Raw genomic sequence first — 21,542 nt, 5'->3', positions numbered from 1 at the left:
AAAAAGCTGATAATCTACTAATTAGAATATATTTACGAGTAAATAATAACGATTTTCGTGCATATAGCCTAATCGAGAGAGGCGGGAAGATAGTCTTTCAGTACCAGACGAAGCTGTGCCAGGGCTTTCTTCTGATATAATTTTACTGCATTTACGGAAACGCCCATTTCAGCAGAGATTTCAGCATAGGTCAGGTTCTTATACCGACTAAGCTCAAAGACCTTTTTATACTGTGGGGGCAATTCCTTCACCGCTTTGTCGACCCGCTCTATCAATTCCCTGGACAAAACATAATCGAGAGGGGATTCATCCAGCGAGAACAAGGTATTTTTATCTTTTACCTCTTCCAGCTCTATATACTGAAGTTGATTTTTCCTTAGATAACTCAAGCAGGCATTATGAGTAGCTTTGATAAGATATGCCCTGATGGATGTCGCAATCTCCAGCGTGTCCCTGTTCTCCCATAACCAACGGAAAACATCCCCCACCAGCTCCTCGACTATATGTTTCTCCAGGATATAAGAACGTGCTTCATAACACAGAAGGACATAATACTTTCTGAATAAGAATTCAAAAGCTTTATGATTTCCTTGCTGCAACTCCACTAATTCATCACGAGTATCCATCCTAACAGATTATAGATAATGCCACAAACCTACTTATCCACCTAAATATCAACACAATAAATATCACATGACGTTTTAACAAAAACCATGAATGACTAAAATAAACGGTCGTTTTTTTTAGTCATTTTTGTGCAAATCAAACTTATTCATTTTTCAGTTTTAAATGGACTAGTATAGCACACAATATCAGTACTTTTAATGCTCTGAAATGAAAAAGTTTTTTCTGAAAAACAGTGACTAAAAAAAACGACCGTTTTTTTTAGTCACTATAAAACACATCTACACTTATTAATTTTCAATAGACACGCTCGATTTACATAACAAAACAAGCTATTCATTCAGCATTGTCTATCGGCGTCAAGAAGCAAGTACTTATTTATAATTCGAATCTTGAACCAAAACGCCACCTGCTTTATCGATTTCACTTTGTGGTAACGGGAAATAATAGAATGCCGGCTTAAATACCTTCACATAAGTAGGTAAAGCAGGATCTGCCGCTCCATTCACCAGTTTTTCCATTAATTTCCAACGTTTCAACTGGAAGTAACGATGACCTTCAAATACAAATTCGACACGCCACTCATTACGAATACGCTCACGCATCTGCTCCTTTGTCAGGCCTACAGGTAATTCCGGTTGTCCAGAGCGTACACGAACCTTATTAACGGCATTGTAAACTTTTTGAGTCGGTCCATTTGCTTCGTTTTCAGCTTCAGCAATCATCATTAATACTTCAGCATAACGCAGAATAACAACATCTGCATCAGAGATCGTTGAATAACTTGGCATTTCTGTAGTCGGCTGAAGTAATTTCATCATACCGAAACCAGTCTGCATCTGATTGGTTATTGTAATTGGTCCGTTTTCTTCATATCCTTCATCCGGGAAAATGGCTACTCCACTATGGCAAACCGTTTCATACAAACGACGATCACGAATATGAACTCCACCTGCACCAGAAAACAATTTTTCTCTTTCAGCCTTATTAGCGTCCGACAAGGATCCCGTTGCTAACAACGATTCATCAACTGTTGCAGTCAATGGAGATTCCCCCCATTTCAAACCATCCGTACATTCAAAAGCATTTACCAAATCACGGGTTACTCCACATGTTGTCCACGCCCCGTAGTACAAGTCCATACTATGTGTAGTGTTAGGTGCTAAATAACGAACAGAGAACATGATTTCAGGAGAAGCTAACTGTTGCGCAGAAATAAAGTTATCTCTCATTCTATCCGCCAGTTCATATCCCTGAATACCTTCCAGCAACGTTACGATTGTACCCATTTTTGATGCATCCGCATTACCATTATCATCATAAGCTTCGGCCAACATTAAGCGAGCTTTAAACGCCTTCATCGCTCCCGGAGTAAAATACCCGCTCATCTGTGAATCCGAATATGGTTTATCGGGCAAAGCTGCGATTGCCTCATCAAAGTCCTTTATAATCTGAGTATACACTTCAGCACGGGTAGCTTTCGGTTGATACATATTTTCCGTTGTCAAAGAAGACGTCACCAGAGGAACTTCCCGATAACACTGGTACAACCAGGAATAATAGTAAGCTCTCAACGCTTTGCATTGCGCCAGAATAAAACTCTTGTCTGCTTCCGACATATCCGCACCCTGATAAGTTTCCAGATTCTCCATGACCAAATGAATACGGGCAATGCCTCTATAACAATGATCATACATATAAGAAACATATCCGCCGGTATTCGGATCCAAATCACCCAATGCGATTGTTTGTGAACTACCATAAGTAGACTCATTATGCTGACAAATAGAATTATCTGTCAGGTTATCAAAACAAGCTACAATCTGTGACATAACTCCGGGCCATTCATACATCATGGAAAAACTTCCTGCCAATGCTGAATCGAAATCACTTTTCTTCTGCCAGAAAATAGACTGTGATGGTGAAGAAGGAGGATCTTTCTGTAAGAAATCACTACAAGATGTCGTAGAACCCACCAATAAAGCCGAAGCCAATATTATATTTATTACTTTTTTCATTGCATTCTACTTTTAAAATTCAACATTCAAACCAAATGAACAAATCCGGTTCTGAGGATACTGGGCTGCACGACCGTCATCATTACGTTCAGGATCCAAACCATAATATTTTGTAAATGTCAACAAGTTATCTCCGGAGAAATAAACTCTGACTCTCGACATTTTAACCTTATCCGTAACAGATTTAGGCAAAGTATATCCAAAAGTCAAATTTTTCAAACGGAAATAAGAGGCGTTCTGTAAGAAATAACTGTTTGCCCTTGTATTCTTATTACCTCCCAAATTATCGTTATATAATCTCGGATGCTCTGCATTATAAGGATTTTCCTCTGTCCACATGCCTTCTATATATTCACGAGTAGGAGCAGAACCTTGGCGGAAGGGTTGCATCCCCCAGTCAGTCGTATACCATTTCTTTCCGGAAACACCTTGTCCTAATAAAGACAAATCAAAACCTTTCCAACTTACACCGGCATTTACCGAATATTCAAACCCCGGAAAACGTCCGGACATCGGTACACGGTCGTCATTATCGATTACACCGTCATTATTCTGATCTTTATATTTCAAATCGCCCGGCAATGTATTATCATTAAACTGCTTCGGAGAATTTTTCACTTCATCTTCCGTTGCAAAAACTCCGATACATTCCAACATATAATATTCATTATAAGGAAGTCCCTCTCTTCTCAGTTTATAACCATCGATTTCTTCCGCACCAAACTGAGTCAGTTTGTTTCTTGAACGATCGAAATAGACACCGGCATTGTACTGCAAACCTTTGAAAACGCCGTCTGAAATCATGTTATTATAGTTAAATGCGATTTCAAAACCCTTATTTTCAACTTCTCCATTATTTACAGTCGGAGCAGAAAGTCCCAATAAGTAAGACACTTGTGATGAGCGTAAAATATCGGAAGTGGTTTTCTTATACCAGTCAAAAGTCATAGTTAGGCCATTGAATACTTGTAAGTCGACACCTATGTCGGTAATAGTCGTTGTTTCCCATTTTATATCACGATTTGCATAGGCTTTTTGCTGATAACCGACAGTTTCTGTTTTTTTATCAAACGGATAATTGGAAACACTTTCTATCATAGCCTGATAAGGGTACAAACCGATATTCTGGTTACCCAATTGCCCCCAGGAAGCACGTAACTTGGCATTATTCAACCAATTAAGATTCAGCCCTTTAATAAAATCTTCTTCCGTAAGACGCCATCCAGCAGAAAAAGAGGGGAAAATACCCCAACGGTTTTCAGATGAAATACGGGAGGTACCGTCATAACGCATATTTGCTTCAAACAAATAACGTTCTTTAAAGTTATAGTTCAAACGGCCGAATACAGACTGAATAGCCCATTCTTCCTGCTTTCCCCCATTAGACCAGTTTGCATTAGACCCCGCATCGATAACCGGAAGATCAAAAGCAAACTCTTTCCTATAAGCTTTCAATGTTTCATATTTCTCTGACTCCTGGTTGTAACCTGCCATAATATTAAAATTATGATCGGTATTCGGAGTCGTATAATCATATTTCAAATAGGTGTACAGATTTTGATAAAAACGACGCTGATCTTCCACCGTCAAACCATTGCTCCCTTTATCCAGATTTCCAGTCTTTACACCTGTATGGTAATCGTAAACAGGTTCATCCGAACCTCCCCATTCTTTTGACTTATTAGACTCCAGACGGACTGCACCTTTCGTATGCCATGTCAATCCTTTTGCCAGATTCACTTCAACCCATAATTGAGCATTGATATCAAAATTCTGGAATTTTTTAGATGTATTCGATGCAATAATGGCCGGCATATTTTTATTATGGTCTTCGTGCGAATAAGCGGAGCCTGTCCAACGACGCACACCGGATCCATCATCCGGCAACCACGGCATATAGGTCGGAGCTTGTGACATTGTTGATAACAAAACATCATCCTGTCCCTGACGTGGCTGAGAACGATCACCATACATCATGCTGGTATAAGTACCGATCTTGATAAAATCTGTGATCTGGGAAGTCAAATCTACTGTCGCGTTATATTTCTGATACTCGAATCCTCTTAAAGTTCCCGGTTGATTCACAAAATTCAATGCGACGTTATAAGTCGTTTTTCCTGAATTTCCAGCAACAGACAAGTTATGATTCTGAACGACAGCCGTCCTGAACATATAATCCAACCAATCGAAATTCGGATACTGTTCGCTGCCTCCACCATTTCTATAGGCATCGATCTGTTCTTGTGTATAAGCCTTACCCGTTCCGGAATTCTTCTGTGCCAAATTATATAGTTCCATATATTCGACAGAGTTAGTAACCAGATCATACATGCGAGTCGGATTATATAAACCCACATTTCCATGATATGCAATATGTGCTTTACCATCACCGACACCCGCACCTTGTTTAGTTGTAACAAGAATAACACCATTAGCCGCACGGGCACCATAGATCGCAGCTGAAGCAGCATCCTTCAACACGGAAACACTTTCAATAACACTCGGATCCAAATTGGATATACTACCGGGCACACCATTAATCAAAACCAATGGATCTGAACCGGCACTGGAGAAAGTGCCCTGACCACGTACACGGAAAGAGGTAGACTCGTCACCCGGAGTACCCAAACCTTGATTTACACGTAATCCCGGCACCTGGCCCTGTAACATTGTTGCAGTATTTGTTACCGGACGTTTAGCCATATCTTCACCCGTCACGGCCGTTACAGCACCTGTCAAATTCAATTTCTTCTGTGTACCGAAACCCACCACCACCACTTCATCCAGTGCCTGTGAATCTTCTTTCAGGATAACAGAGACAACAGATTTATTCCCAACCGGAATACTTTGCTCGATATAACCTATATAAGAAATCTTCAATGTAGCACCTTCAGGAATATCCAATGTAAAGTTCCCATCCACATCCGTAACCGTTCCGATTGCCGTTCCATCTACTACGACATTTGCACCGATAACAGGTTCGCTATTTGCATCCATAACACGACCTGTAATACGTTTTGTCTGTTGCATCACTGACTCCGGTCCGACTTTTCCGGCACGAGTGATTACAATATGGCGATCGTTGATTTCATAACGAACATTCCGCCCATTGAACAGAACGGCCAGCACTTCATCAATCGATTTATTCGCCAGGGAAACAGATACTTTTTCATCCAGATTCAAGTCTTTTACATCCAGACTGAATGAGAACTCACTTTGACTCTTAATCGACTCAATAGCTTCGCGGATCGTGGCATTTTTAAGATTTAAGGAAAGCATATGTTCAGTCGCATACGTATTTGCGCTAAGAGTGAGCGTTCCGGCAACCAGTAACACACCAGCCAGGTTAGCCAGACGTCCTGCTCTTGTAGCCAATAAGGCCTGAACAGATCTTCTAAATGTTTTTTTCATACTTCACTTGTTTAAGATTTAACATTTTAATTACTTCGCAAAAGGGCCGGAAATTCTATCCGCCCGTGGTTCAAATACATTTACTTCATTCAATTTCTTTTTTAATTGATTAAACTTCTGTTAATTATAAATTCTGACAAGCTCCGGCCTCACCTCATATCTGAACTTATTGCCGGAAGAGAGTATCTCCAATACTTTTTCTATTGTTACATTCTCCTGGAAATCGGAGTAGTAGACTATTTTCTTCAGCCGCTCGTTTTCTATCCGGACAGGTATATCGTACAGGCGTTTTAATTCTTTTGTGATCTCTTCCAATGATACTTTATCGAACACCATCGCTCCGTTACGCCAGTTATCGATATGGCTGGCATCTACCGAGTCGACCGAGACCGTCAGGTCTTCCTTTTTTAATGTAAAACGTTGGTTCGGTTGCAACACGATGGGAGCGGCATCGGCCAGAAAATCTCCGACCTTCACCGCACCTTCCTTGAGGGTTACTTTCACCTCCGAGTCTTCTTCATAGGATTTCAGATTGAATTTCGTACCGAGAACCCTTACTGCCAGTTCTCCGGTATTTACCACAAAGGGTAATTCCTTATTCTTGCTTACTTCGAAATAGCCTTCTCCCGACAGTTCGATACTTCTCGATTCTTTCGCAAAATTCGAATCGTATGTCAGTTTACTGCCTGCATTGAGCCATACCACCGATCCGTCCGGAAACGTGACTTTCGATTTTGCTCCAAGCGGAACTTCAACGACGTATTCTTTATACTCTTGTACAACGGCAGGTATAATTTGTTCGGGTTGCTGCCAAAAGAGAAGGGAAGATATTCCGCCTAATAAAAAGATGATAGCAGCAGCGGAAACTCGCAGGGCATACTTATAGCGGTCTATTCGTTTTATTGTAACATGCTTGGTTTCTTTATCAAAACGCCCGATCGCTTTTTCCACATCAAATCCATCTGCATTCGCAACTATTCCGGCTGCCTTCCAGATACTCACCGCATGATGAAAATAAGTTCTATTCTCCGGATTCGCTTTGATCCATTGCTGTAAAACCGTATGTTCCTCCGCGTTCAGAGAGCCATCCAGAAAAGATTGTATATAATTATCTATTTGATCCATTTTCTTCAATTAAAAAGCGGGAATTTCCCCACTCATTAATTAAAGGCGCAAAAAAGAGGAAGGCGGGTATATCAGTGTTTATATTTTTTGTATAAATCCTGAATATTTATCTGAATGTTAATACTAGCAAAGTCTTCAAAAGCCATTATAAAATGAAAAGTCGAGTATTATATGTACATTATTTTTCCGTATTTTTGCACTCAAAATTCATAAGCACTTATTTATAATGGATCATACTCCTGCTAAGATACCTTCACCCTTACTCTCGCTCGTTCCCATACTTGTATTGGTTGCGCTCCTGTTTGTCACTATCCGTACCTTCGGCAGTGATGCCCTGAGCGGCGGAAGCCAGGTTGTTTTGCTCACGGCTACAGCCGTTTGCTGTCTCATTGCTATGGGATACAGTAAAGTGCGGTGGAAAACGATCGAGCTGGCAATGATCAATAATATTACCGGGGTGGCTACGGCCTTGATCATCCTGTTGATTATCGGAGCGCTATCGGGTAGCTGGATGATAAGCGGGGTGGTTCCTACCTTAATCTATTATGGAATGCAGATCATTCATCCGAGCTTCTTTCTGGCATCGACCTGTATTATTTGTGCGATCGTCTCCGTTATGACGGGGAGTTCGTGGACGACGATTGCCACGATCGGTATTGCTTTGCTGGGTATCGGACAAGCGCAGGGATTTGAAGTGGGATGGATTGCCGGGGCGATTATTTCGGGTGCCTACTTCGGGGATAAGATATCTCCGCTTTCGGATACGACGGTGCTGGCTGCATCGGTAACGGACACTCCGCTGTTCAAACACATCAAATACATGATGATAACGACAGTCCCTTCCATGCTTATCACACTGTCGATCTTCACCATAGCCGGTTTTACACACGAGGCGACAGCCAGCGATCAGATTGCCATGTATTCTGCTTCGTTGAAAGAGACGTTCAATATCTCCTTCTGGCTGTTGATCGTTCCGGTCGTCACCGGGATATTGATTGCCAAACGGGTACCTTCCATCGTCACATTGTTTATTTCGACAACACTGGCCGGTATATTTGCCCTGATATTCCAACCACATTTATTACAGGAAATATCCGGCTTACCCGTACAGAATATGCAATCGCAGTTCAAAGGCTTGCTTATGACGTTTTACGGAAGTACAGGGATTCAGACCGGTAATCCGGATTTGAACGATCTGGTTTCCACCCGTGGGATGGGCGGTATGATGAACACGATCTGGCTAATCATCTGCGCGATGTGTTTCGGCGGGGCTATGACGGCCAGCGGAATGCTGGGAAGTATCACTTCCGTATTTATCCGTTTTATGAAACGTACCGTGGGACTGGTGGCATCCACCGCCATGTCGGGATTGTTCCTCAATATCTGCACGGCCGACCAATATATATCGATCATCCTTACCGGAAATATGTTCAAGGATATCTATCAGAAAAAAGGATATGAAAGCTGCCTGCTGAGCCGTACAACGGAAGACTCGGTGACAGTTACTTCCGTTCTTGTTCCCTGGAATACTTGTGGTATGACGCAGGCTACCATCCTGGGTGTTGCCACGCTCACATATTTACCTTATTGTTTCTTTAATCTAATCAGCCCGTTGATGAGCATAACGGTTGCCGCCATCGGGTATAAAATCAAGCGGACAAATGAAAAGACTGAAAGTATCGCTACTGACTAAAGTAGTTATTGCCATTGCAGCCGGTGTGTTGTTCGGCCAGTTCCTGCCGAATGGTATCGCACGTATCTTTGTAACCTTCAACTCGTTATTCGGGAATTTCCTTTCGTTCTCCATCCCTCTTATCATCCTGGGATTGGTAACGCCTGCCATCGGCGACCTGGGGAAAGGCGCAGGAAAATTGCTGGCTATCACTGCCCTGATAGCATACGGGTCAACGATATTTTCCGGATTCTTTACCTTTTTCAGCAGTTCGGCGATCTTCCCGCATATACTACCTGCCAACGCAGAACTTACAGCGATGGACAATCCTGAAGATTTCATGCTACAACCTTATTTCACGGTAGGTATGCCGCCATTAATGGATGTAATGACAGCCTTGTTATTATCATTTACAATCGGGTTGGGGCTTTCTTATATCAGCGGGAATGCTTTGCGTGAGGCTTTCAACGACTTCCAGAAAATTATTACCATACTGATCGAAGCGGTTATCATTCCTTTGCTTCCCCTGCATATCTTCGGTATTTTCCTGAATATGACAGTCAGCGGACAGGTAATGAGTATTATAACGATGTTCCTGAAAGTGATCGTGGTGATATTCGTTCTTCATGTGCTGCTTTTACTTATTCAGTTTACTATTGCAGGAACTGTCAGCGGTAAAAACCCGTTCCGCTTATTAAAAAATATGCTGCCAGCTTATGCTACCGCATTAGGCACACAATCGTCGGCCGCGACGATCCCGGTTACACTGGCCCAAACGATCAAGAACGGGGTTCGGGAAACGATTGCTATTTTTGTTATCCCGTTATGTGCGACTATTCATCTTTCGGGTAGTACGATGAAAATTACAGCTTGTGCGATGGCTATTATGTATATGGCCGGAGAACCGGTAACTTTTGCAAGCCTGGCGGGTTTCATTATGATGCTGGGAATAACGATGGTAGCCGCTCCGGGAGTTCCGGGCGGAGCGATCATGGCTGCTCTGGGATTACTGCAAAGCATGCTGGGCTTCAACGAGACTTTACAGGCTTTGATGATCGCCTTATATATTGCGATGGATAGTTTCGGTACGGCCTGCAACGTGACAGGTGATGGGGCTATCGCAGTGGTGGTGGACAAGATTGCGGGAAAACAGCAATCTACCGCCAACGTATCTGAATAGCTAACGCTTGCGGGTAACTTCTTCGAGTAGTTCCTGCAAGGTTTCCACACCTTTTTCGCGCATCATCGCAACAGCAATATGGCCACAGGCATAGGCATCCGCCATCGCATGGTGGTGATTTCTCAGATCATAACCACAATAGGCGGCTACCGTATGCAGTTGATGATTTACCAGGAAAGGATACATTTTTCGAGATAAACGGCAGGTACAATAGAACTGATATTTCGGATAAGCCAGTTCATACGTTTCATGCACAGCTTTCAGGCATCCTTCATCGAAGGGGCTGTTATGGGCAACCAATGGTAAATCTTTAATCTTAGGAGAGATCACTTCCCACACCTCTTCAAAATCGGGTGCGTCATTCGTGTCGGCCGGTGTCAGGCCATGAACAGCCGTAGTCCATTGGGTATAGTAGTTCGGATAAGGACGGATCAGGCTGTATACCTGGTCGATTATTTTGTTATCCTCAATAATAGCAACCCCGACACTGCATACACTACAGCGTTTCCCATTGGCTGTTTCAAAATCTATTGCGGCGAAGCGTTCCATATAGCGTTTATCATTATTTTCTACAAAGATAGGATCTTTTAAACACTGGAACACGAAGGCGCCGGGAAAGAACAAAAAAAGTACTTAATAAGTAAGCTTTAATCTACTTAATAAATAGACATCCGTCTACTTATCGAGTAAGTTAACAACTACTTAGTAAGTAAACGCACGCCTACTTACTAAGTAGTTTTTTAGATGTTGCGATATGCTTTTTTACTAATCAGGACGGGGAACAACCATATAGTCTTTCTCCCACTCCAGATACCGTGCTACCATATCTTTCACCTTATCCGGATACTGGTCAGCCAGATTATGCATTTCGCTGCGGTCTTCGTTCAGATTGTACAGTTCCCAGCTTTTCGTACTGTTCGGCCAAACGATCTTCCAACCTGAAGCATCGATCAGGGCTTTCTCGTTGAAATGCTCGAAGCATAATTCGTCATGCCCTTTACGTGTACCGGTTTTAAATATAGGGTTCAAGCTCTCGCCTGCCAAGGGAATTATCTTATGGCCGTTATATTCGGTGGGATATTTTGTACCGGAGATATCCAGGCAAGTTGCCATGATATCCATCACATGCCCCATTTGCGTATTAACACTTCCTTTCGGCTGCTTGATCCCTTTCGGCCAGTGGGCGATCATCGGGGTACAAATTCCTCCTTCATACGATTTCGCTTTCCAGAAACGGAATGGGGTATTGGCGGCATTTGCCCATCTTGCTCCGACTGAAGCATAACTCGTTTCCGGGCCGGGCATTACCTCTTTCTCTTTCGGATAAACAATCTTACGGCCATCGCGTGTTTCTGCCGGACGGTCGTTTTCCCCTTCCGAATAATTCTGACAGTCTTCGTTACTACAACCGTTGTCCGACATAAAGAGGATCAACGTGTTATCCAGCTGCCCATTTTTGCGGAGCGTCTCTATCACACGGCCGATCTCCTGATCCATACGGTCTACCATCGCTGCATGGACTGCCATCGCACGGGCATCCCACTCTTTGGTCGGGTTCTCTTCCCAGGAGTCGGAGAACTGACGGGGAGATAGGAAATTGTCGGCATCACCGAACAGTTTCATCTCTTTCATCCGCTGGTAACGGGCTTCGCGGATAGCCTGCCAACCGTCTTTATAGGTATCCTTATACTTTTCTATATCTTCAGGCAATGCATGCAACGGCCAGTGCGGACAGTGGAAAGCCAGGTACATAAAGAAAGGCTTATCGGTTTCCGCATATTTATTCACGTAGGCGACTGCCGTATCGGCCAGTGCGATCGTGCTGTAATAATCATCCGGAACAGAATTCACCGGTTTATCTCCACTGATCAGGCTGAACGGGTCGAAATAATCCACCACTCCATAGATCGTACCGTAACAATCCTGGAAACCACGGTTGATCGGATAGTTATCTTTGGGTGCAAATTCATCGTGCTGCACCTGGTGTGCCAGCCACTGACGCTGATCGGGGCGCAAAGGTGTTTCAGCAATATGCCATTTACCGACCCAGGCTGTCTGGTAACCGTTTTCCTTCAGAGCTTCGGCGATGGTAACTCCGTTGTGTGTCATCGTACCGCGATAACCCGGCTGATTATCGTCGAAGGTCATACGTCCGATACCTGCCTGATGCTGGTAAAGCCCTGTCAACAACGATGCACGGGTCGGACAGCTACGGCTTGTATTATAAAAATGGGTGAAGCGAAGCCCCTCTGCTGCCAGCTTATCCAGGTTGGGAGTATGGATCTCTCCACCATAACACCCCAGGTCGGAGAATCCCATATCATCCGCCAGGATCACCAGGATATTCGGACGGGAATCCTGTTGGGCAGACAAACCGGGAGCCAATGTTGCCATTGCTCCCAGATAGCCTAATTTTAAAATATTTTTATTCATACGACAATTATATATGTATTGATACTAGCCTATTTTGTCCGTACCTTTCTCTTGGTAAAATACCAGTCGATCACCTTCTTGCTCAGTTCCGAACAAAGTTCCGGATGTTTGGCCGAGAGATCGGTCGTTTCGTTCGGGTCTATTTTGATATCATAGAGTTCGATATTTTTCCCGTCCGAGTCTACCAACAGTTTCCAATCGCCCCGCCGGATACCCAGATGCGGACTCCGTTGTTTCTTTTGGGGTTTATTGAAATATTTGTTACGCCCGAAATCCCACATCATATCTTTGGTACGTCGCTGCTCCTTTATCCCCAGCAATGCCTGGCTCATATCTTCTCCGCTATAATCGAAACCTTCGATCAGTTTGGCTCCTGCAATCTGACATAAAGAGGGGTAAAGATCGACAGCGTTAATAACACTTTCGTTGTCCGTTTCACCGGCTTTGATGGTTCCCGGCCAGCTGACAATAAAAGGCATATTGACGCCTCCTTCGTAGATACTATTCTTCGAGCCGCGGTGTCCATTGGTTCGTGCATTATCGAAAGTCGGTAATGCGCCATTGTCACTGGTGAAGATTACCAAGGTATTTTCACGTATCCCCAGTTGTTCGAGCCCTTCCATCAAACGACCGATCTGTTTGTCGTATTGGGTCAGTACGGCTACGAAGTTATTGCGGCTTGCCCAGGATTCGGAGATCGGGTAGAAACCGGAAGACGGAATCCACGGATCATGCATATCGTCCGGCCAAAGGTTGACGAAACAGGGTTTGTCTTTATGGCGAGCCAGGTAATCCAGGGTCTTATCTACAAAGTAGGCTGTACGATCCCAACGCTGAATGCTGTCTTTTTCACTCCAGATCCAATTGGATGCTGTAATAAGAGGATCAGGATCAGGGCCTTCATACGTCGTCACATATTCATCGAAACCATATTTGGGTATTTGCGGGGCATCGTCGACATCGCGGCCGCCGCCCATATGCCATTTCCCAATATGTGCGGTTGCATAACCGGCGGCTTTCAGCGATTTGGCCATCGTGGGTGCATTACTATCCAGATAGTCGCATTGTTCGCAATCGGCATTCCCTTTCCGCTCGTGCAGGAAAGTGTTAATACCCCACTCGGTAGGGAACATCCCGGTAGTCAGCCCCACACGGGACGGCGAACTCACAGGCGACGAGGTGTAATAATGATTAAACTTCAAGCCTTGCGAGGCCAGTTTATCGATGTTAGGAGTGGCTACCCATCCGCTGTTATAACATGATAAATCGCCTATTCCCATATCGTCCGTATAGATAATAACGATGTTGGGTTTCTGTTTCTGAGCAGTCGCATCCATCGTATGGATCAGGCCACCACAGGCTGTTAATAATAAGATTGCTTTATTCATGGTATACTTCTATGATAATTATAAGGATTCCGTTTGAAAGGATATTGTCTGCGCGGAACAGGCAGGGGATCTTGCAAACGAATGTTCCAAGTTAGTAATTCTTTCAGTAAATCAAGTTGTTCGGATATATATTTTTTATTACCGAACAGGTTATTTATTTCGGAAGGGTCTGCTTTTAGATTATATAGTTCCCCTCGTCCGTTATTATCCATCGCCAACTTCCAGTCGCCTTTTCGCACCATCCGCAAAGAGCCGCTTTGTGTCCAGGGATTAAGACCGTCAAAACTACCTTCTACGTCTGTTCTACAACTTCCGGCATCTTCAAAGGTGAGAGGTTCTTCCATCGTAAAGTCTTCCCCTCCGTATCCTTGCTCCACCATAATACTGGAAAATTCTTCACGAGGATAATCGTCCCCTTTCAGCATCGGCCAAAGGCTACGTCCTTGCACCCCGACAGGAATCTCTGCCCCGATAACACTACATAATGTAGGAAATATGTCAACAATCGACACATGTGCATCCATCGGTTTATTTTGCGGCTTAATACCGTATCCGGCCCAAATCATAGGAATACGGGTAAGCGACTCAGCGACTCCCGAACCTTTACGGATAAGTCCGTATTCGCCGCAATAATCTCCATGATCTGAAAGAATAATAAACAGTGTATTATCATCCTGTCCATACGATTTTATTTCCTCTACCAACCGTTTCATCTGATCATCGATCATACGAACCATACCTAAATAGATACTCCTTAGCAGAGGTATCTGTTGTTGTAAATTCGAACAGGCTTTATCCTCCAACGCTGCCAGAGCCATGTATTTTTCACCTTTCTTTTCCAAATCCATACGAGATGTCAAAAGCGGAGGTAAATCTTCAGGTGGGAACATTGAGAAATAAGGATCACATACTTGAGAAGGAGTGTGGGGTTCAGGAATAGATACCTGGATAAAGAAAGGAGTATCTTTCTGTTGTTGAATCCATTCCAAAGCATGGCTCACAATCTGATAAGGTTGTTGTTGCTCCACTGAAATCGGAGCTGGTTTCAGATAATGCCCCGGAACTTCATTATTAAGGAAACGTGCCAACGCTTTTTCGTCTTCTGTTTCGGGTTTATCTTTTCCTCTGTGCCCATAACCGATGAAATAATCGAATGCCTCATCCGCTTTTCGATATGTATGATTTTTACCAATCAAAGCTGTACGGTATCCGTTCTCTTTTAACATATCCAGCATATCTTTTTCATAATATGCATCAGGAATATTATGATTAGTCCGTACATGAGTCGCACTAGGATATCTTCCGGATAATAAAGAACAACGAGCCGGCGCACTTGCCGGTGCCGCCGTATAAGCTTTATTGAACCACACAGATTGAGATGCTAACGAATCTGCATAAGGAGTAACAGGTAAAGGAAAACCTTCACGGCCACAAAGATCTGCCCGTTGCTGATCTGTAATGATCAGGACGATATTCGGCTTTGTCGATTGGGCAGACACCGAAGTTGCTGCCCAACCAGCCAAAGCCAAACATGTATATAAACAATACTTCATTTTAAACTAACATTAGGCTTAATAGCCATCGTTTTGTTTCAGTAATGAACTAGCATCGATAGCTGACTGGGGTATAGGAAACCAAACATGGAAATCTTGTGCATTAGTAATACCACGATCATGCGCACATTTGATAAACCTATTAGTACGGATCAGGTCTCTTCTCCGCTTACCTTCATTCCAGAATTCCCATTTTCTTTCATTCATTAGTTGATCTACAAATGCATCTTTTGAATTAAAATCGGATAAAGCAACGTTATCCAAACCTGCTCTGTGTCTAATCTGATTCACCAAATCAACAGACTCTTGGTTAGGACCATTCAACTCATTCAAAGCCTCCGCTCTGGCCAATAAAATATCTGCATACCTGAAATAAGGAAAGTCATTACCATGATTGTTGGCTGAAGCATTCGGATCAGGCGGAAATTTCATTCCTCGGGTAGCATCTTTATAATCAACAAGCAAATCTACAACTTTACCTTTTGAATCTTCATATTTAGTTAAAATCCGTCCTTTACGTTGATCTTCAGGAGCAAAACTGTAATAAAAATCATCATAAAAACGATATTGAGAAGCAAAATTCGACCATTTTTCATTAATTACTCCTTCCATACCACCATCAAGGCCTTTATAATAGTCCCAAGGTAAATTCGTTGCTAGGAGAATATTGACACTGGCACTATTGGCCAAATAAGTTTTAGCCCAAATAAACTCTTCATTCTTTTCGTTTTCCAAAGCGAACATTTTATTATAATCCGGACACAGAGCAAACTTATTACTTGACATTACTTCTTTTGCCATATCTGCACAGTTTTGCCACTGATGCGTATTTAAATACCAAATACAAAGCAATGTCTGAGCAGCACCTCTATGAGCTCGTCCATAAGCCGGCTGCTTTCCTGTTTCATAAAGATCAGGAATAAGAGATTTCAACTCGGACTCTATAAACTCTTTGAATTCTTCATCTGTTGCACGGGGTAATTCAAGAGGATCATCCAAACTTTTTCGTATAGGTACCGGACCAAACTGATCCCATAATTGATAATAGGCCCATATTCTGATAAATCGTGCTTCAGCCAACAAACCATTTCGATCCTCTTCACTGTTAAATCCAGAAGCAGTTGGAGCATTGGCTAATACTATATTTGCATTCCTAATCTCTTCCCAATGATTCATCCAGTCAAAAGCCTCTAATGTACTGGAGGAATCCCAACGAAAGTTGATCAAAGGTACAGCCGTTCCATTTTCACCACCGCCGGATTGCCACAAAATATCAGTAGTCATTTCTCCTCTTTTCACAATATTTCGACTTCCTCCATCTTTGGAATATGCATCAGCTAAAACAGATTCAATACCTGATTTTGTAGCCAGTAAAGTACTTTCTGTAAATTCTGATCTGACAGGTTCTTCCAGAATACCTTCACATCCCTGAAGAGAAAGTAACCCACATAAAGAAAACAGATAAACTGCTATATTATTTATTGATTTCATATACTTATCTTTTTATTATTCTTTAAAAATCAATTTTTGCTCCGAAAATGAAAGTTCTGGCACTTGGATATGCGTTAAAATCCATTCGGAAATTAGAGTTACTATTTGGATTAATAGCAGGATCCAATCCAACATAATCAGTAATTGTAAACAAATTTTCTGCTGTTACATATAATTGCAATGACTGAATCAGGCTATTAAATTTAGGCAATGTATAGCTCAAACGGATCGTTTTAAGTCTCACATACGATGCATCTGACAATGTACGTGAATTAACTACTTTACGTCCTTGTTTTAGTGGGTCTACAAATGATGGATATTCATTTGTAGGATTTTCTGGAGTCCACCTATTTAAATAAGGTTCTGCAAATTTATTTCGCCGGAAATTAATAGGGAAATAACTATCTATTAAATTACCATTCAACATATCTACTCCCTGAACACCTTCGAAAAAGACATATAAATCAAAGTTTTTATAGGTAAATGTATTGCCAAAAGACCACTGAAAATCAGGGAAAGAATCACCAAGAACCACTCTATCTGCATCGTTAATAACACCATCATGGTTCTGATCTACATATTTCAGATCACCAGGTTTATAATCTTCTTTCATTTTACTGAAATCATCACCTTCCTGCCAAACACCAGCTACTTCCCATCCATAATAAGAGTTTAATGGTAATCCGGGTTTACGAATTGCAACTTGTTCAACATGGGTATAACCTGCACCAATAATAATTTCATCAATACCACCTAAATCTTTTACTTTATTTCTCATAGAAGTAAATGTGATATTTGATTCCCATTTAAAATCACGAGTATCGATATTAACTGTGTTCAAGAAAAGTTCAATACCTTTATTATCAATTCTTCCAATATTCGATAAAATACTGTTATAGCCGGTTGACTGAGGAACAGGTAACTGCAAAAGCATATCTGTTGTCTTCTTCCAGAAATAATCAATTCCACCGTTAATACGGTTATTGAATACGCCGAAATCAAGACCCAAATTGACCTGGTCGGTTGTCTCCCACTTCAAATCTGGATTAGGAATTTTAGCAGGTCCAGTACCAACAACTTGTTTACCATCCCATATTGCAGAACCAGCCGACTGATAAGTACTTAATGCCGGGTAATCTCCGATCTCCTGATTTCCGGTTCTACCCCAACCTAAACGAAGTTTTAATGAAGTGAGTTGATCAACACCTTTCAGGAAAGACTCATTAGATATTCTCCATGCCAAAGCGGCAGAAGGGAAATAACCGAATTTATTATTCTTACCAAAACGCGAAGAACCATCTGCTCTAAAAGTTACCGTAGCTAAATATCTATCATCAAATGAATAATTTGCACGGCCTATATAAGAAGCCAATCTGTTACCAGTCACAGAGTTTTGCATTCTGAAAGTCTCCTGATTTCCCAGATTTAGGTTCTCCGCTCCTAATGATTCATTCGGAAAATCAGCAGCTCTGTTATTCAAATAACTTGTAACATAACGTTGATAAGAGATTCCCGCCAATGCCCCAAAACTATGTTTCTTTATTGTCTTATTATAATTAGCAGTGCCTTCTACTATATAGTTACTTTTTTCTGAATTCTGATTCGACCCGATACCTCCATAAAAACGGCCTTGCTGAGTAAGGCTCGATACAAAGTTTTTTCTACTTTCATTCATAAAGTCAGTACCCAGATTCAATCTTAGAAATAAATCTTTAGTAATATAATACTCCCCAAATGCTGAAGCTAAAATCCTATATGTATCAGAATAAGATGTCATTCCTTCATCCAATGCTACAGGGTTATCTAGTGTCAAGATAGGTGATGTAGCATAATTGCCTTCCTTATCTTTAACTGGTATTGTTGGATCATAATTATAAGCAGTATACATCACGCCTGCATTTTCATTTACACCAAATCCATTTGCAACAAAATGATCTTTCATATAAGAACCGGTAACATTCATACCAATCTTCAATTTCTCATTAATATCGGATTTCAAATTCAATCTGGCCCCTAATCTTTCAAAACTGGTATTCTTTACAATACCTTCCTGATTTACATAATTGAATGAAGTGTAGTAAAAAGTTTTACTGTTACCTCCGGAAAAAGACAATTGATGTTCGTGAGTAATTGCATTTTTTTGAGTTACTGCGTCCTGCCAATCTGTACCGATACCACCATTTGCAATATCTCCAACCCGATTCGCTTCATTATCCCCCCCGGCATCGATAATTTCATTCAATACTCTTTTGTAATCGGTTGCACTCAACAGATTCAGTTTATTTGAGGGACTCTGAATCCCGATAGAACCGGAATAGCTGACCTTCATCTTTTCTGCTTTTCCACTCTTTGTCGTAATCAAGATAACGCCATTCGCACCTCTTGAGCCATAAATAGCGGTAGCAGATGCATCTTTCAGAATTTCAAGAGATTCAATATCGGCAGGGTTAATGGACGACATCGGATTTCTTGGACTTCTGCTATCACTAAACCCCACAATGGACCCCTGAGATACTGGACGGGAGTTATCGATAGGCACACCGTCAATTACATACAACGGAGAAACACCGCCATTGATAGAACTTGCACCACGGATATTAACAGAGAAACCTCCGCCCGGTTCACCACTGCTCTGAACCACATTTACACCGGCACTCTTACCCAGAAGCATTTGATCGACTGAAGTCGTGGCACCTTCTTTCAAATCATCCAATTTAACAGATGCCACAGAGCCGGTTATATCACTTTTCTTCATCGTGCCGTAGCCGACTACAATTACTTCATCCAGTGTTTGAGTGTCTTCTTTTAAAATAATATGTAATGATGTACTTTTACCGACCTTAACTCTCTGATCCAAATAACCGATATACGAAACACGTAATTCTGCATTTTCCGGAACCTGCAAAGAAAAGTTTCCGTCCAAATCAGTAATTGTACCGTTCGTAGTACCTTCCACTACGATATTAGCACCAATCACCGGTTGCTTAGTCTCATCCACAACGGAACCTTTTATTTTCTGGTCATTGTTTGACTGCTTTGGAGAAGTAGCCTTCAAAGTAAGGACAATCAGGTTATTATTATCCTGTTTGTAGGAAATATCCGTACCAGCAAGAAGTTTGCTCATAACAGACTCTATGCTTTCGTCTTTTGCAGACAGGGTAACAACTTTATCCAGACTGGATAAGTCATTATTATAAAAGAACTTATAGTCACTTAGACGTTCGATTTCTTTTAAGGCCTGACGGATAGATTGATTTTTCAAGGTTATCGTTACCTGAGCGAATAACGACGGGGAGATCAACAATATAAGTAAGATTAATTTAATTGACTTAAATTGCCGTTTTTTAAGGGCATAATATGCCCTAGTTAATAAAATTCTCATAATTTTGTAGACTTAATGGTATTTATAATTGCACTTGATATTTGCAAGATCCCAAGTGCGGTTTATGAACTACGAGATGGGATGGTGCCTTGCATTGTCCCATTCTTTTTGTAATAAATTTATCCTGTATTTTCCATATCGATAAAAATTAAATATTAAACATGGTATTATTTATTATTATTTCAATGCTTTCTCATAATAAGCCTTCTCCTTCATATTCTCACGCAAGACAATCACACTATCCTTTACTTCATACGTCAAAGGCGAAGTGAGAGATAATATCTGTAGAATACTTTCCAGACTTGTATTGCCGGGAGTTCCGGTAAACCGGTATTTCTTCAGTGATTCCGATTCAAATATAATCCGGGTATTGTAATAACGTTCCAATGTATGAGCTATGCTCTCGAATGTTTCGCCATTGAATGTCAACTCATTATATTTCCAGTTTATGTAATCGGCTGCATTATCAACACTACTTTTTTCCATGTGCCTTGTTTGTTTATTGAAAATGATCCTCTCGTTAGGATTTAAGACAAGGCAATCCGAGTCAGTCGTCACTTCTACTTTTCCTGTCCTTAATACAGTCGAAGCATTTCTTTCTTCCTCATACGATTTCACATTAAAGCTGGTACCCAGAGCGCGGACTTCCATTTCTTTTGTCTCCACGATAAAGGGACGATCCTTATCGGGCGTCACTTCAAAATAAGCTTCTCCTTCCAGAGACAAGACCCTTTCTTTTTGATTGAAACGGCTGCCATATGATAGTTTGGAATCCGAATTCACCCATACTTTAGAACCGTCAGGCAATACGATATTCGCTTTCTGTCCTTTTTCAACCGACACGATCATATCCTCCATAATTTGCCGGCTCATGGTATAATAATAAACAGACAGTCCCGTCATCAACAATAAAATGACAACAGCTGCTACACGAGTTGTCCATGAATAGAGACTACGCCGTTTACTTTCTTTTGCGGATAGCTCTTCCTTCTTTTCACGGTTGATCTTCGCCTTTATCTGTCCCAACAATTTTTGTTGCAGGCGGGCATCCATCGTAGAAGAAGCCATGCTCCACTCTTCTTCCGCCCAATTCTGAAACGAACTTTCGCTTTTCAGCCATTGGATAAGTGTTTGCACTTCTTCCGGAGTAGCCTGCTTTTGCAGAAACTTATCGAATAATTGTATGTAATCTGTCTTTTCCATTTTATTGTGTCTATTAAGTATACAGGCAACGAAATAGAATCCGTTACCCGAGTTTACGGTTT

The 21,542-nt window shown here is 41.8% G+C and carries 13 protein-coding genes; 2 read left to right on the top strand and 11 right to left on the bottom strand.

Annotated features, from left to right (window positions below; translation table 11 throughout):
- Positions 1-68: 68 nt before the first annotated feature.
- The 4 genes from HMPREF1212_RS00165 to HMPREF1212_RS00150 all read right to left on the bottom strand — a co-directional run bounded on the left by HMPREF1212_RS00165 (position 69) and on the right by HMPREF1212_RS00150 (position 7,178).
- Complete coding sequence (locus HMPREF1212_RS00165) at positions 69-626, bottom strand: RNA polymerase sigma-70 factor (protein WP_046147997.1); 558 nt, start codon at positions 624-626, stop codon at positions 69-71.
- A gap of 372 nt (positions 627-998) precedes the next feature.
- The gene (locus HMPREF1212_RS00160; RefSeq protein ID WP_046147996.1) at positions 999-2,642 is read right to left on the bottom strand and encodes a RagB/SusD family nutrient uptake outer membrane protein; all 1,644 of its coding nucleotides are present in this window, start codon (positions 2,640-2,642) and stop codon (positions 999-1,001) included.
- 12 nt (positions 2,643-2,654) lie between these two features.
- The gene (locus HMPREF1212_RS00155) at positions 2,655-6,053 is read right to left on the bottom strand and encodes a TonB-dependent receptor (RefSeq protein WP_046147995.1); all 3,399 of its coding nucleotides are present in this window, start codon (positions 6,051-6,053) and stop codon (positions 2,655-2,657) included.
- A 120-nt stretch (positions 6,054-6,173) separates the two neighbouring features.
- Positions 6,174-7,178 carry a FecR family protein gene (locus HMPREF1212_RS00150; protein ID WP_046147994.1) on the bottom strand — a complete coding sequence of 335 codons (1,005 nt, stop codon included), beginning with the start codon at positions 7,176-7,178 and terminating at the stop codon, positions 6,174-6,176.
- 226 nt (positions 7,179-7,404) lie between these two features.
- On the opposite strand from HMPREF1212_RS00150, the gene HMPREF1212_RS00145 reads away from it, so the two are divergent.
- Positions 7,405-8,871 (top strand): Na+/H+ antiporter NhaC family protein, encoded by a 1,467-nt coding sequence (locus HMPREF1212_RS00145; protein ID WP_046147993.1) that lies wholly within the window; start codon positions 7,405-7,407, stop codon positions 8,869-8,871.
- On the top strand, positions 8,840-10,030 hold the full coding sequence (locus HMPREF1212_RS00140; RefSeq protein ID WP_046147992.1) for a dicarboxylate/amino acid:cation symporter: 1,191 nt from the start codon (positions 8,840-8,842) through the stop codon (positions 10,028-10,030). Before HMPREF1212_RS00145 ends, HMPREF1212_RS00140 begins: the two co-directional genes overlap by 32 nt.
- Here HMPREF1212_RS00140 and HMPREF1212_RS00135 read toward each other — a convergent pair whose 3' ends face one another.
- The 7 genes from HMPREF1212_RS00135 to HMPREF1212_RS00105 form a co-directional block, all read right to left on the bottom strand.
- Positions 10,031-10,579 carry a 3'-5' exonuclease gene (locus HMPREF1212_RS00135; RefSeq protein WP_046147991.1) on the bottom strand — a complete coding sequence of 183 codons (549 nt, stop codon included), beginning with the start codon at positions 10,577-10,579 and terminating at the stop codon, positions 10,031-10,033.
- 216 nt (positions 10,580-10,795) lie between these two features.
- Positions 10,796-12,424, bottom strand: coding sequence for an arylsulfatase (locus tag HMPREF1212_RS00130; protein WP_232430121.1), 1,629 nt, complete (start codon positions 12,422-12,424; stop codon positions 10,796-10,798).
- A 68-nt stretch (positions 12,425-12,492) separates the two neighbouring features.
- Positions 12,493-13,851 (bottom strand): sulfatase family protein, encoded by a 1,359-nt coding sequence (locus tag HMPREF1212_RS00125; protein WP_046147989.1) that lies wholly within the window; start codon positions 13,849-13,851, stop codon positions 12,493-12,495.
- Positions 13,848-15,404 carry a sulfatase family protein gene (locus tag HMPREF1212_RS00120; RefSeq protein WP_046147988.1) on the bottom strand — a complete coding sequence of 519 codons (1,557 nt, stop codon included), beginning with the start codon at positions 15,402-15,404 and terminating at the stop codon, positions 13,848-13,850. Before HMPREF1212_RS00120 ends, HMPREF1212_RS00125 begins: the two co-directional genes overlap by 4 nt.
- A gap of 18 nt (positions 15,405-15,422) precedes the next feature.
- Positions 15,423-16,895 carry a RagB/SusD family nutrient uptake outer membrane protein gene (locus HMPREF1212_RS00115; protein WP_046147987.1) on the bottom strand — a complete coding sequence of 491 codons (1,473 nt, stop codon included), beginning with the start codon at positions 16,893-16,895 and terminating at the stop codon, positions 15,423-15,425.
- Between the two features lie 22 nt (positions 16,896-16,917).
- A complete protein-coding gene (locus HMPREF1212_RS00110) occupies positions 16,918-20,277 on the bottom strand; it encodes a TonB-dependent receptor (RefSeq protein ID WP_082099794.1) in 3,360 nt (1,119 codons plus the stop codon).
- A 177-nt stretch (positions 20,278-20,454) separates the two neighbouring features.
- The gene (locus tag HMPREF1212_RS00105) at positions 20,455-21,480 is read right to left on the bottom strand and encodes a FecR family protein (protein WP_028728871.1); all 1,026 of its coding nucleotides are present in this window, start codon (positions 21,478-21,480) and stop codon (positions 20,455-20,457) included.
- Positions 21,481-21,542 lie beyond the last annotated feature (62 nt).

This window comes from Parabacteroides sp. HGS0025 (assembly GCF_000969845.1).
Classification (GTDB): domain Bacteria; phylum Bacteroidota; class Bacteroidia; order Bacteroidales; family Tannerellaceae; genus Parabacteroides; species Parabacteroides gordonii.
The sequence above is the reverse complement of the archived record's forward strand: the minus strand, read 5'-3'. Positions and strand labels throughout refer to the sequence as shown.

What these genes read in the sequence shown, in the direction of transcription:
- HMPREF1212_RS00165 (WP_046147997.1), bottom strand. Translation starts at nt 626, where the DNA reads ATGGATACTCGTGATGAATTAGTGGAGTTGCAGCAAGGAAATCATAAA.
- HMPREF1212_RS00160 (WP_046147996.1), bottom strand. Translation starts at nt 2,642, where the DNA reads ATGAAAAAAGTAATAAATATAATATTGGCTTCGGCTTTATTGGTGGGT.
- HMPREF1212_RS00155 (WP_046147995.1), bottom strand. Translation starts at nt 6,053, where the DNA reads ATGAAAAAAACATTTAGAAGATCTGTTCAGGCCTTATTGGCTACAAGA.
- HMPREF1212_RS00150 (WP_046147994.1), bottom strand. Translation starts at nt 7,178, where the DNA reads ATGGATCAAATAGATAATTATATACAATCTTTTCTGGATGGCTCTCTG.
- HMPREF1212_RS00145 (WP_046147993.1), top strand. Translation starts at nt 7,405, where the DNA reads ATGGATCATACTCCTGCTAAGATACCTTCACCCTTACTCTCGCTCGTT.
- HMPREF1212_RS00140 (WP_046147992.1), top strand. Translation starts at nt 8,840, where the DNA reads ATGAAAAGACTGAAAGTATCGCTACTGACTAAAGTAGTTATTGCCATT.
- HMPREF1212_RS00135 (WP_046147991.1), bottom strand. Translation starts at nt 10,579, where the DNA reads ATGGAACGCTTCGCCGCAATAGATTTTGAAACAGCCAATGGGAAACGC.
- HMPREF1212_RS00130 (WP_232430121.1), bottom strand. Translation starts at nt 12,424, where the DNA reads ATGGCAACATTGGCTCCCGGTTTGTCTGCCCAACAGGATTCCCGTCCG.
- HMPREF1212_RS00125 (WP_046147989.1), bottom strand. Translation starts at nt 13,851, where the DNA reads ATGAATAAAGCAATCTTATTATTAACAGCCTGTGGTGGCCTGATCCAT.
- HMPREF1212_RS00120 (WP_046147988.1), bottom strand. Translation starts at nt 15,404, where the DNA reads ATGAAGTATTGTTTATATACATGTTTGGCTTTGGCTGGTTGGGCAGCA.
- HMPREF1212_RS00115 (WP_046147987.1), bottom strand. Translation starts at nt 16,895, where the DNA reads ATGAAATCAATAAATAATATAGCAGTTTATCTGTTTTCTTTATGTGGG.
- HMPREF1212_RS00110 (WP_082099794.1), bottom strand. Translation starts at nt 20,277, where the DNA reads ATGAGAATTTTATTAACTAGGGCATATTATGCCCTTAAAAAACGGCAA.
- HMPREF1212_RS00105 (WP_028728871.1), bottom strand. Translation starts at nt 21,480, where the DNA reads ATGGAAAAGACAGATTACATACAATTATTCGATAAGTTTCTGCAAAAG.